Origin of the sequence: Microlunatus phosphovorus NM-1, assembly GCF_000270245.1 — a bacterium.
Taxonomy (GTDB): Bacteria; Actinomycetota; Actinomycetes; order Propionibacteriales; family Propionibacteriaceae; genus Microlunatus; species Microlunatus phosphovorus.
The window spans coordinates 1,061,321-1,073,789 of sequence record NC_015635.1 but is presented as its reverse complement, the minus strand read 5'-3'; the positions used below and the strand labels follow the sequence as shown (position 1 = coordinate 1,073,789).

11 protein-coding genes are annotated in these 12,469 nt (G+C 66.7%); 4 read left to right on the top strand and 7 right to left on the bottom strand.

Going from position 1 to position 12,469, the window contains the following annotated elements; all coding sequences use genetic code 11:
- Positions 1-9 precede the first annotated feature (9 nt).
- The 4 genes from MLP_RS04740 (at position 10) to MLP_RS04725 (ending at position 3,810) form a co-directional block, all read left to right on the top strand.
- Complete coding sequence (locus MLP_RS04740; protein WP_013861875.1) at positions 10-372, top strand: hypothetical protein; 363 nt, start codon at positions 10-12, stop codon at positions 370-372.
- Between the two features lie 174 nt (positions 373-546).
- Positions 547-1,728 (top strand): FAD-binding domain, encoded by a 1,182-nt coding sequence (locus tag MLP_RS04735; RefSeq protein ID WP_013861874.1) that lies wholly within the window; start codon positions 547-549, stop codon positions 1,726-1,728.
- A gap of 9 nt (positions 1,729-1,737) precedes the next feature.
- The gene (locus MLP_RS04730; RefSeq protein ID WP_013861873.1) at positions 1,738-2,364 is read left to right on the top strand and encodes a TetR/AcrR family transcriptional regulator; all 627 of its coding nucleotides are present in this window, start codon (positions 1,738-1,740) and stop codon (positions 2,362-2,364) included.
- 27 nt (positions 2,365-2,391) lie between these two features.
- Positions 2,392-3,810: a wax ester/triacylglycerol synthase domain-containing protein gene (locus MLP_RS04725; RefSeq protein ID WP_013861872.1), complete on the top strand. Its 1,419-nt coding sequence runs from the start codon at positions 2,392-2,394 to the stop codon at positions 3,808-3,810.
- A 38-nt stretch (positions 3,811-3,848) separates the two neighbouring features.
- Here the strand turns inward: MLP_RS04725 and MLP_RS04720 are convergent, their stop codons facing one another.
- The 7 genes from MLP_RS04720 to rhaI form a co-directional block, all read right to left on the bottom strand.
- Positions 3,849-5,087 carry an acyl-CoA dehydrogenase family protein gene (locus MLP_RS04720; protein ID WP_013861871.1) on the bottom strand — a complete coding sequence of 413 codons (1,239 nt, stop codon included), beginning with the start codon at positions 5,085-5,087 and terminating at the stop codon, positions 3,849-3,851.
- Positions 5,084-6,073: an acyl-CoA dehydrogenase family protein gene (locus tag MLP_RS04715; protein WP_156821028.1), complete on the bottom strand. Its 990-nt coding sequence runs from the start codon at positions 6,071-6,073 to the stop codon at positions 5,084-5,086. The genes MLP_RS04720 and MLP_RS04715 overlap by 4 nt, the downstream gene beginning before the upstream one ends.
- A gap of 10 nt (positions 6,074-6,083) precedes the next feature.
- The gene (locus tag MLP_RS04710) at positions 6,084-7,535 is read right to left on the bottom strand and encodes a rhamnulokinase (RefSeq protein ID WP_041791265.1); all 1,452 of its coding nucleotides are present in this window, start codon (positions 7,533-7,535) and stop codon (positions 6,084-6,086) included.
- A gap of 10 nt (positions 7,536-7,545) precedes the next feature.
- On the bottom strand, positions 7,546-9,342 hold the full coding sequence (locus MLP_RS04705; RefSeq protein WP_013861868.1) for a bifunctional rhamnulose-1-phosphate aldolase/short-chain dehydrogenase: 1,797 nt from the start codon (positions 9,340-9,342) through the stop codon (positions 7,546-7,548).
- Positions 9,343-9,407: 65 nt separating this feature from the next.
- Positions 9,408-10,277 carry an IS3 family transposase gene (locus MLP_RS04700; protein WP_041790759.1) on the bottom strand — a complete coding sequence of 290 codons (870 nt, stop codon included), beginning with the start codon at positions 10,275-10,277 and terminating at the stop codon, positions 9,408-9,410.
- A gap of 20 nt (positions 10,278-10,297) precedes the next feature.
- Positions 10,298-10,591 (bottom strand): transposase, encoded by a 294-nt coding sequence (locus MLP_RS04695; RefSeq protein WP_013861031.1) that lies wholly within the window; start codon positions 10,589-10,591, stop codon positions 10,298-10,300.
- Positions 10,592-11,169: 578 nt separating this feature from the next.
- Positions 11,170-12,336, bottom strand: a complete 1,167-nt coding sequence (gene rhaI / locus MLP_RS04685) for an L-rhamnose isomerase (protein ID WP_013861866.1) — start codon at positions 12,334-12,336, stop codon at positions 11,170-11,172.
- Between the last annotated feature and the right edge of the window lie 133 nt (positions 12,337-12,469).

Genomic DNA, 12,469 nt, shown 5'->3' with positions numbered 1-12,469 from the left:
AGCCCGCTCATGCGTCCGAAGTCAATCGAGATCAAAGCCACCCTGGTCGGAGCCGACGTCGAGCGCGCCGTTGCTGCACTGTCGTTGGCCGTGGACAAACAGTGGCGAATTGCCTTCTGTGAAGACGTCACGCTCGGCGTCGTACCTTCGACACCACTGCTCGACATCGGCATCGTCCTCCGCGTCCGCGGAAAGTCCGGCACCAAGGGTGACTCCACGGTAAAGCTGCGCCCATGCCGGTGGTCGCAGCTGAGCGAGAGGTACTTCACCGACCAGAAGCTCGACGGGAACGAGCTCAAGATCGAGGCCGACTGGGCCGGGCCGAGAAGGACCAGACTGCCTTGCATGGCTTCCTCGCCGATCACCAGCTGACAGTGGAGCCGGATCAAGAGAACAAGACCCAGCGTGTGCTGCGCCACCTGGTCGCAGGCGCCGCATCCACCGGCTAAAGGGGCGTCACTGTCGAGTACGTTGAACCCCGCCCAGATTCTAGACCATCGGTCTACACTAGTGGTCGAACTAGCAGTCTGGACGGAGGTATGGGAGATGCATGTCTTGATCGTGGGAGCCGGGATCGCCGGCCCGACATTGGCGTACTGGCTGTTGCAGGCCGGGCACGAGGTGACTCTGGTCGAACGGGCGCCGGAGCTGCGCTGCGGCGGCTACCTGGTCGACTTCTGGGGTGCCGGCTTCGATGTCGCCGACCAGATGGGCATCGTCCCCGAGCTGCGACGGCGTGGCTATGTGATGACCGAGGCACGCGCCGTCAACCGCGAGGGGCGTCGGATCGCCTCGATCAAGCCGACCAAGATCATGGGCCCGACCGAACGGTACGTCAGCATCGCCCGCTCCGACCTGGCCGACATCATCTACCGGTCGCTCGATGGCGCCGCGGAGCTGATCGTGGACGACACCGTGACGGACTTGACGGACGACGGTGATCGCGTACGAGTCATGCTCGAGAGCGGCCAGACGCGGGACGTCGACCTGGTCGTCGGTGCCGACGGGCTGCACTCCCGTGTCCGGAGACTGGCGTTCGGGCCGGATGAGCAGTTCGAGCGTTATCTGGGCATCGTGGTGTCGGCCTTCGAGGTCGAGGGGTACCGCCCCCGCGACGAACTGATCGCCAAGCTGTACGCCGAGGTCGGCTTCCAGGCGGTTCGAGTGTCCTTGCGCGACGACGTCACGCTCTGTCTGCTGACGGTTCGCCACGATGGACCCGTGCCCACCGACGACCGCGCCGCGCAGGAGATGTTGCTGCGGACCAGGTTGGCCAAGGCGAGCTGGGAGGTGCCGGCGATGCTGGAGCGGCTGTCCCAAGCGAAGACCTTCTACTTCGACGCGGCGAGCCAGATCCGGATGCCGACCTGGACGCGTGGGCGAATCGCGCTGGTGGGCGACGCGGCGGCCGGCCCCTCGTTTCTTGCCGGTCAGGGATCAGCACTCGCGATGGTGGAGGCATACACGCTGGCGGCCGAGCTGGCCCAGTGCCGCGATCACCGTGAGGCGTTCGGCCGCTATCAGCAGCGGCTCGTTCCCCTGCTGGTGTCGAAACAGGACGCGGCCGCGGGACTTGGCCTCGCGTTCGCCCCGAAGAGTAGGCTCCAGCTTCTCCTACGGAACACGGTGATGAAGCTGATGGGTCTCCCCAAGGTCGCCGACCTCGCAATGGGCCGGAGCTTCCGCGACGCCGTCGAGTTGCCTGCGTTCCACGCCGCACGAGCCTGACCTGAGCGCATGGTCCGACCCCGATTCGCCAAGCTGGCGCCAGCGCAGCAGCAGAGGATCCTGCAGGCGGCTGTCGACGAGTTTGCCGAGCACGGCTTCCACGACGCTTCGCTGAATCAGGTGATCGAGGCAGCCGGCATCTCCAAGGGCTCTCTCTACTACTACTTCGACGGCAAGGACGATCTGTACGTCTATGCGGTGCAGACCGAGCTCCAGGCGCTGTTCACCCGTCTGGGACCGTTCCCGCTGCCCAGCGAGGGAGATGCCGACACGTTCTGGTCCACCGTGGAGCGTTACTACCTCATGCTGATGTCAGCGCTGGTCGACTCTCCTCAGCTGGCGGCTCTGATCCGCGGGTGGATCGCCACGTCAGCCAATCCGACCCTGCGCCGTGCCCAGCAGGAGGCGGAACTCGCACTCGGGCCCTGGCTGCAGCAAGCGCTCGCCGCCGGTCAACGGGTGGGCGCGATCCGTACCGACCTGCCGCCCGCGCTGCTGATCGCGGTGGTGTCGGGCATGGGCCAGGCGATGGACACCTGGCTGCTGATCGAGGAACCCGACCGCGATGAGCTGCCACGGCTGATCAGCGCCCTGATCGAGATGATCCGTGGTGCGGTCCGACCGGTGGCAGCGTGATAGCCAGGGACCGGAGAGGATATGGCTATGACCGACCCGACATCGGTGGACGGACGACGTCTGGGAGGTATGAGCGCCGCGACCTGGCGGGCTGCGGTGCACAGACCGCTTTTGCGATCGGCGATGACTGGCGTCTTCGTCCTGGATGAGGCGCCCGACCCCGACGCACTGCGCGTACGGATGGAGGGGATCACTCGACAGTTCCCTGCGTTGCGGAGCCGCATCATCGACTCGCCTTCCCAATTCGGCTCACCACGGCTGGTGCCGGACCCCGCCTTCGATCTCTCGCTGCATCTCGCTCACTATCTGATGCCGGCTCCCGGCAGCTGGCAGCAGGTGCTGCAGCACGTACGTCGCCACAGCCTGACTGATCTGGATCGAGATCGGGCTCTGTGGCGGGCCACCCTGATCGACGGGCTCCACGACGCCCGGTCGGCGGTGATCCTCGTCGTGCACCACGCCATCTGCGACGGTCAAGGGCTGGTCAAGATCATCACGGGGCTCCTCGACCACGACCACACGGACACCGATCTCGCCACCGGGGTGCAGGTGCCGGCGGGCTCGAGCCAATCGAAGTCCTCGTTCCGATCTCCAGGCGTCGATCACGTCCGTCACGGACGAGCCGCGCAGGCACATGAGGCGATGTCCAAGCATGCTCGCAGAGTCATCGCCAGTCGGTCCCGAGCGTCCGGCGTGCTGCGGCTGGCCGGCTCAACCCGTCAGATCGGGCAGATCCACTCCGCGCCGCTGTCGACCTTGCTCACCGGGCGCAGCGCGACGTACGCCGCTCGCACGCTCGACCTCGTGTTCCCCTCGCTCCGGGCGGTCGCCAAGCAGCACGGCGGCAGCATCAACGACGCATTCCTGACCGGTCTGAGCGGAGGTATCGGCCGCTACCACGAGGCTTCCGGCTCGCCCGCCGGCAAGCTGCGGATCAACGTACCCGTCAGCTTTCGCCGCGAGACCGATCGAGTGGACGACAACACCCAGGCGATCGCTCGAATCGTGCTGGATGCGAGCGAGGCCAACGACGACATCCGGTTCGCCGCCGCCCAACGGGCGATGGCGGCGGCTCGGCGTGAGCCGCTCCTGCCGCACATGGACCTGGTGGCCGAGGCCAGCAAGCTCCTGCCGATCGACGCCATCGTGGCGATGAGCCGAGGCAGCGACCTGACCGCGAGCAATGTCCCCGGCCCGCCAATGCCGGTCCGGCTGGGCGGTTCCCGGGTGGAACGCATCTATCCGGTGGTCGCGACCATGGGTGCGGCGGCCAACATCACCCTGCTGTCGTACGCCGGAAAGTGGTGCTCGATCGGCGTCACCGTCGACGAAGCGGCGGTCGAGCAGCCGGATCTGTTCGTCGAGTGTCTGGCACAGGGCTTCACCGACCTCGGCGTCGACGTGCCTGCCGACCCGTTCGACCCGCTGTCGATCTCGAGAGGCTAACCCGGATCCGCTCCGGCGCTGGCCCGGGACCTGCTGCGTCAGGGCCGAGTGTCGAGAGCCGACATCGCGGTCGGCGAGAACCTGAGATCCCGCGCGATGAGCATGCTCTGGACCTGGTTCGTGCCGTCGTAGATCTCGGTGATCTTCGCATCCCGCAGCCGGCGCTCGAGCCCGACGTCGAGTCGATCTGCCTCCCCACCCAGCAGCTCGAGACATCGGGCAGCGACCTGGACGCCCACGCGGGTGCAGTGCAGCTTCACCTCCGCCAGCAGCGCGGTGGGATCGGCACCGCCGGCAGCAGCGACGGCGTCCGTGGCCGCGCAGGCGTGCAGCAGCAGCGCGCGGGCCGCACTGATCTCCGCCCGCAGCGCGGCCAGGTCGAACTGGAGATCCTGGGCTGCTCGGTTCCGCGCGGTCAGCAGGCCGTGCTTGGCGCAGTACGCGACCACGGTCTCGAAGGCACCGGTCGCGAAGCCGACCCCTTGGGCGGCGGCGCTGATCCGAGATCTGAGCACCGCCTGGAGCAGCAGGGCCCAGCCCCGCCCGACCTCCCCGAGCACGGCGTCCGCCGGTACCCGGCAGTGGTCGAAGCTCAGCGGCACCGTCGAGGCGCCGCGCTGCCCGAGCTTGTCCATCGGCCGGCCGACGCCGAATCCCGATAGGTGGGCGGTGTCCAGCAAGAAGGCCGTGATCCCGTCCCGACCGAGCGCCGGGTCGACGGTGGCGAACAGGACGAGGACGTCGGCGACGTCGCCATTGGAGATGAACATCTTGCTGCCGTTGATGACATAGCTGTCGCCGTCGCGGCGCGCGTACGTCCGCATCGAGGCGACGTCCGAACCCGCTTCGGACTCGGTGAGGGCCGTCGCACCGAAGGCCTGACCCGATCCGAGCGCCGGGACCCAGCGCCGCTGCTGATCCACTCGGCCGCCAAGCACGATCGGATGGGCGCAGTGCAGATTCGTCATGTAGACGGTGGATGTTGACCCGCACGCGGCGGCGATCCGCGCCAGGACCTCGGCATAGACGACCAGTCCGGCATCCGGCCCGCCGAACTCCCGAGGAATCAGCAGACCGCCGAGCCCCGCGTCGACGAGCGCCTGGACGCCCTGCCGAGGGAAGAGGTGATCCCGGTCCACATCCTCGGCCGCCGGCACGATGACCTCGTCCAGCACGGGTTGCAGCGCGGACAGGTACGCGGTCGCTGGCCCAGAGACGTCGTACGCAGGGGATTCATGCACAGAAACGTCGTACGCAGGGGATTCGATCTCGCTCATGCCAGAGCCCCCAGCCGGTCGTCGGCCAGCCGGGCCATCACCAGGCGGCGCGGCAGCGCCGCGGCTCGCAGACTCACCGCATCGCGCAGCAGACCGGCCACCGGATACTCCTCGATGTAGCCGTACCCACCGTGAACCTGGATGGCGTCGATCGCCACCTGGACCACCGCCCGCCCGGCCGCCGCCGAAGCCTCGAGGACCCGTACCTCCGACTGCACGCCCTCCGCTGTGAGGGCGGACTCGAGCAGGCCGCGTACGGCACCGGCCCGATGCCGCATCTCGGCGAGGATCGCGCGCAGACCCGCGAACGAGCCGATCGGTGCGTCGAACTGCCGACGTTCTCGGGCATAGTCCTCCGACACCTGCAGCGCGCCTTCGGCCGTGCCCAGCATCGCCGCGGTGAGCAACAACTCCAGGTCACGAGAGGCCGCGACGGCTACCGGTGCCGGGAGGGCCGCGGCACCGTCTCGACTCAGCTGGAACGTCCGCAGGTGAGCTCCGTCGAGCCCGGACCTGGCGACCTCCTTGTCACGGAGGAACGAACGGGCGACGATCACACCGGACCGACCCTGACCATCGAGGATCACGACCGACGCCGGATCGAGCACGACCGGCAGGGCGACGTCGGAGTCCTCGATCGGCCGAAAGCGACCCGCGTCATCGAGTCCTGCCGCCCGACCTGCCACCGCACTCGTGGCATCGGTGTCGATCGCCACCAGTGCTCGTTGCGCCGCATACCGGCTGGCCAGCGCGAAGGCGATGGCCGGTGACCGCCGGGCGATCGTCGTGATCACGCTGCTGAGCCAACGGACCGCGCCATCCAGCTCGGTCTCCGCCCCCAGCTCGAGGACTCCGGCCTGGTCCAGCAGCCGACGCAGGGTACCCAGCCGATCAGGGCTCAGGACCCGCTCTCCGACGGGCAATTGCTCCTCGGCGAGCCGGCGCACGACCCCGAGATATTCCTCGAGATCGGCATCGGCGCTCACCGGCAGCACCTTACGCGCCAGGTGAACGCGGCTGATACCGAAGGGGCGGGTGGGTGTCGGCGACCAGCCGACGCAGCTCTTCCAGGGTGCCGGTCAGCAGTCCGGCGGCGCGGGCCTGGATCAAGACGTTGCCGATCGCAGTGGCCTCGACCGGGCCGGCTTCGACGATTCGGCCGGTGTAGTCGGCAGTCAGCTGGCAGAGCAGCGGATTCTGGCTGCCCCCGCCGACGATGTTGACCGTGTCCACGCTGACCCCGGCCAATTCCTCGGCGGTCGTGATGGCATCCGCGTACGCGGCGGCCAGGCTCTCCAGGATGCTGCGCACCACGACGGCCGGGGTGCTGGGGACCGGCTGCCCGGTGGCCCGACAGAGCGCCGCGATGCGGGTCGGCATATCACCGGGTGGGAGCAGACTGTCGTGGTTGGTGTCGAACAACGGGATCGTCCCGGTGACCGCGGTCGCGTCGGCGATCAGGCTGGTGAGGTCGATCTCGTGCCCGTCGCGTTCCCAGGTCCGGACCGACTCGCTGAGCAGCCACAGACCCATCACGTTGTGCAGATAGCGGATCCGGCCGTCGACCCCGCCCTCGTTGGTGAAGTTCACCGCCCGACTCGCCTCACTCAGCACCGGCTCGTCGAGTTCCACGCCGATCAGCGACCACGTGCCCGAGGACAGGTATGCCGCTCCGTGATCGGCCAGCGGTACGCCGACGACCGCGGAAGCGGTGTCGTGTGAACCGACTGCGACCACCTGCACCGACTCGGGCGCTCCGATCTCCACGGCCACCGACGAGCGCAGACCGCCGATGACACTGCCCGGGGGGACGATCGGGGGAAACAGACTCTCCGGCAGCCCGAGCTTGTCGATCAGCGTCCGGCTCCAGTCGCCGGTGGCGACATCCAGCAGCCCGGTCGTCGACGCGTTGGTCTGCTCGACCCGCTGCTCGCCGGTGAGCCAGAACGCGATCAGGTCGGGGATCATCAGCAGCGAGGTGTGTTCGTCGATCACACCGTCACGCTGGTCGACCGCCAGCTGATAGATCGTGTTGAACGGCAGGAACTGCAGCCCTGAGGCGGCGTACAGCTCCTCAGGCGAGACGATCCCGTGCACCAGGTCGACGCCGGCGACACGCGCCTCGTCGCGGTAGTGATGCGGGGTGCTGATCATCCGATCGCCCCGCAGCAGGGCGTAGTCCACGGCCCAGGAGTCGATCGCGATGCTGCTGATGGACGGCTCCCGATCGAACGCGATCCGCAGCCCGAGGAGAACGTTGCGATAGAGCTCGAGGATGTTCCAGCACAGCCCGTCGGCGGTGCGGACGGGGTTGTTCGGGAACCGGTGCACCAGGTCGAGGGCGAGCCGATCGGGGCCGACCTGACCGAGCATGACCCGACCGCTGGTGGCGCCCAGATCAACCGCCGCGACCCAGCCGGCCCGCCCTGCCCCCAGTGTCGAACTCATCGACGGAAGCTCATCGCAGGAAGGCGGCAGCGACGCCGGCGTCAACCGGGACATGCAGCCCGGTGGTGTGTGACAGATCGGCGGAGCAGAGCACGAACACCGCGTTGGCGACGTGCTCCGGCAGCACTTCCCGCTTCAGCAGGGTGCGCTGGGCGTAGTACTTGCCCAGATCTTCCTCGGCCACCCCGTAGACGGCGGCTCGCTTCGCCCCCCAGCCACCGGCGAAGATCCCCGATCCCCGCACCACGCCATCAGGATTGATGCCGTTCACCTTGACCCCGTGCTCCCCGAGCTCGGCGGCCAACAGCCGCACCTGGTGCGCCTGGTCGGCCTTGGTCGCGGAGTAGGCGATGTTGTTCGGTCCGGCGAAGATCGAGTTCTTGCTGGAGATATAGACGATGTCGCCGCCCAGACCCTGCTCGATCAGCACCTTCGCCGCGGCCCGGGAGACCAGGAACGAGCCCTTGGCCATCACGTTGTGCTGCAGATCCCAGTCCGCGACCGTGGTGTCCAGCAACGCCTTGCTCAGCGACAGTCCGGCGTTGTTGATCACGATGTCCAGTCCACCGAAGGCGAGCACGGTGGCGTCCACCGCGGCCTGGACGGCATCCTCGTCGGTCACGTTCGCGGCGATCCCGACGGCCACGTCAGCGGTGTTCTTCGAGGCGCCTGCGGCGCGGGCGACCTCAGCGGCCGCCGCCTGAGCCTTCTCGGCATCCAGGTCGGCGATCACCACGCAGGCACCCTCGGCGGCGAGCCGGGTGGCAATGGCCTTGCCGATACCGGAGGCGGCGCCGGTGACCAGCGCGATCCGGGTCGCCAGCGGCTTCGGCTTCGGCATCCGCTGTAGCTTGGCTTCTTCCAGCGCCCAGTACTCGATCCGGAACTTCTCCGCCTCGTCGATCGGCGCATACGTCGACAGTCCTTCCGCACCGCGCATCACGTTGATCGCGTTCAGATAGAACTCGCCTGCCACCCGGGCGGTCTGCTTGTTCTTGCCGTACGAGAACATCCCGACGCCGGGAATCAGGATGATCGCCGGATCGGCACCCCGGATCGCCGGAGAGCCGGCGGCGGCGTTGCGGTCGTAGTAGCCCTGGTAGTCGGCCCGGTAGCTCTCGTGCAGCTCCTTCAGCCGGGCGATCGAGTCCTCGACGCTCGCGTCCGCCGGCAGGTCCAGCACCAACGGCTTCACCTTGGTCCGCAGGAAGTGATCCGGGCAGGAGGTGCCCAGCGCCGCCAGCCGCGGGTGCTCGGCCGAAGCGAGGAACTCCAACACCCGCTCGTCGTCGTTGTAGTGCCCGACCATCGGCGCGTCGGCCGAGGCAATCGAACGCAGCGTCGCGGCCAGTGCGGCGGCCTTGGCATGCCGCTCGGCTTCCGGCAGCGCGCCGTAGCCGTCCAGTGCCGGCCCGAACGGCTCGGTCTTGGAGTGCTCAGCGATGTAGGCGGCAGCGGTGTCGATGATCCACAAGGAGTTGGCCTCGGTCTCCGCGCTGGTATCGCCCCAGGCGGTGATCCCATGACCACCGAGGATGCAGCCAATCGACTGCGGATTGGCCGCCTTGATCGCGGCAATGTCCAAGCCCAGCTGGAATCCCGGCCGCCGCCACGGCACCCAGACCACGTTGTCTCCGAAGATCTCAGCTGTCAGTTGCTCCCCATCGGCGGCGGTCGCGATCGCAATGCCCGAGTCCGGGTGCAGGTGATCGACATGCGCCGCGTCCACGAGACCGTGCATCGCGGTGTCGATGCTCGGCGCAGCCCCACCCTTGCCATGCAGGCAATAGTCGAACGCCGCGACCATCTCGTCCTCCCGGTCGACCCCGGGATTGAGGTTCCCCCTGTTCCACGGACACTCGGGGTTGAGGGTCAGCCCGGACGGTCTGACCCTGTGGAACGGGTTTCAAACTCTATCGGCGACAGCATTCCAATACTCGAATGCCGACGTCTCCGATTATACCATGATTCTATCCATCGAAACATCGCGTTGGCAAGCTCGTCCCGGGTGAACCATACCTGCGAATCGAGCAGCTCGAGTTGCATTCTCTCCCAGAAGGACTCCATCATCGCATTGTCGTAGCAGTCGCCCACACTGCCCATCGACGGCACCAGCCCGGCATCATAGACTTTCTGACTGAATGCCCACGATGTGAATTGCGACCCGTGATCGGAATGCATGATCGTGTTATTGTCGACGTCCATCGGGTTGCGCCGCAGCACCGCCATCCCGAGCGCGTCGACCACGAGCTCCTTCCGCATGTTGTCGTCGATGGACCAGCCCAGGACCCGGCGGGACCAGGCGTCCATGACCGCGGCGCAGTACACCTTGCCCTCCACCGTCGGGTGCTCGGTGATGTCGGTCAGCCACAACCGGTTCGGACCGTCCACCGTGAACCGGCGGTTGACGAGGTCCTTGGCGGGGATGGCGTGCGGGTCCCGGATCGTGGTCCACGACCGACGCCGCCGGTACAGGCCCTGGATGCCGGCCTGGCGCATCAGCCGGGCGACCCGCTTCTGGTTCACCTGCAGGTCGTGCCCCAAGACCAGCTCGGCGTGCACCCGCGGCGCCCCGTACGTCTTCATGTCCTCATCGGCATGGATCTCCTCGATCAGCTTCAACAGCAGCGTGTTCTCCTGTTCCCGTGCCGATGCAGGCCGGCCGCGCCAGTCGTAGTATCCCGACCGCGACACATTCAGCACCCGGCAAGCCACCGCGACATCAATCCCGTCATCGGCCATTTCATGGACCAGCCCGTACACTATTTTGGGAGAACATTCTCCTGGGCAAAATAGGCGGCCGCCCTTTTCAAGATCTCGACTTCCATCTCCAGGCGCCGTTTATCCCGGCGCAGCTCGACCAGCTCCTTCTTCTCCCGACTGGTCAACGCCGTCTCGCTACCACCGGCAGCGTCGGTCTCGGACTGCTCCATCCAGCGACGCAGACACGATTCGGAAATTCCCAGATCTTTCGCCAACTCAGCAACTGGCTTGGACCGCTCACGAGCAAGCTCGACCGCACGACGGCGGAACTCAGGCGGGTGAGGAGCAGGCACAACGACATCCTCCCTGGTGACCAGTGGCCACCTCAGGTCAGGTGTCCGTCAAACGGGGGGAAGTCCAGGATAGACCCCCACCAACGACCGCAGTCGATCCAGCCGCAGCACCGCCAGGCCACCGGGCTTCAAGGTCCCCAGATCACCCCCCGACCCCTTGACCCACACCAGCTCAACGGCCTCCCCCGTCACCGGATCAACCTCACGCCCCTTCGCCGACGTATTCCCCCCGGCATAGTTCGTGTTCTTCGGCTCCGCCCCCAACCGGTTCGACCGCCCAATCAACTCATCAACAGTGGTGTTAGTCATCAACTTCTCTTCTCATTCAGATACAGGCAGTGCTCAAAGGGCAACGGTGCGCGTGTGGCGTCGACCCGCCCAGAGCCGACACGCTCGTATGAGGGCCACCACCACCAACCATCCCCTCCGGGGGGGTGACATCAACGCAGAGGTGTGGGGTCGCTGGGGGTCGTGAAGGGACGTGGATGGGCCTGGCGGGAGCGCCGGAGCTTGCGGAGGCGCGGATGGCTGTCCCGAACGACCCCCAGAGTCCCCACACCGGAAGCAACCACAACAGGTCAGGCCCCCCAACCAGCCTGCCGCCCCCCAACCCGCTCCACTTCAATCCGCCCCTGATACCCAGACTCCGCATAAGCACGCATCGGATCAGCAGCAAGACCTCGCGACTCGCGCCAAGCCGCAAGATCAGCACGAACATCGGTATAGAACGCGTCCATCACGATCCCGTTCGCCCCCAACACATCCCCCGCCTCCTGCGCATCAGACAAAGCGGCAACATCCACCAGCAATGCCCGTGCCAACATCTCCTGCACATTCAGCACCGACCGGATCTGCCCAGGGATCTTGTCCTCGACGTTGTGACACTGATCGAGCATGAAGGCCACCGGCGAATCCTCGTCGAGCCCACCGCCTCGGATCACCTCGTAGAGGATCCGGAACAACTGGAACGGATCGGCCGCTCCCACGATCAGGTCGTCGTCGGCATAGAACCGGGAATTGAAGTCGAACGAGCCGAGCTTCCCCAGCCGCAGCAGTTGCGCAACGATGAACTCGATGTTGGTGCCCGGCGCGTGATGGCCGGTGTCCAGACACACCATGGCCCGGTCACCCAGCGCCGTCACCTGGGCGTACGAGGTGCCCCAGTCCGGCACGTCGGTGTGATAGAACGCCGGCTCGAAGAATTTGTACTCCAGCACCAGCCGCTGGTCGTCGGCGAGCTGCGCGTAGATCTGGGAAAGGCTGTCGGCGAGCCGATCCTGCCGGCCACGGATATCGCCTTGGCCCGGATAGTTGGTGCCGTCGGCCAACCAGATCTTCAGGTCTTGCGACCCGGTCAGCCCCATGATCTCGATGCACTCCAGGTGATGGTCGATCGCCTTCTGTCGCACGGCGTCATCGACGTGCGTCAAGGACCCGAACTTGTAGATGTCGTCCTGGAAGGTGTTCGAGTTGATCGTCCCCAGCGTGACGCCGAGCTCCTCCGCGTGCGACCGCAGCGCCGCATAGTCCTCGACCTTGTCCCACGGGATGTGCAGCGCCACGGTCGGCGCCAACCCGGTCAGCTCGTTCACCTTCGCCGCGTCGGCCAGCTTCTCCTGCACTGTCCGCGGCGTCCCCGCCGTGCCGAACACCTTGAACCGGGTGCCGGAGTTGCCGAACGCCCACGACGGCAGTTCGATCGACAGCCGAGCGAGTCGGTCGGTGATGTCGGCGAAGACGGGCACAGCAGCTCCTCGGAAAATTTGAGACGTTTCAGACCAAGGATTCTAGGCGACCAGCTGAGGCAACGCAATGGCCAGCTCGACGGCCCTTCGGGCGAGGACTGATCCGTGCTGGCTGATCAGCAAGCTCATCAAG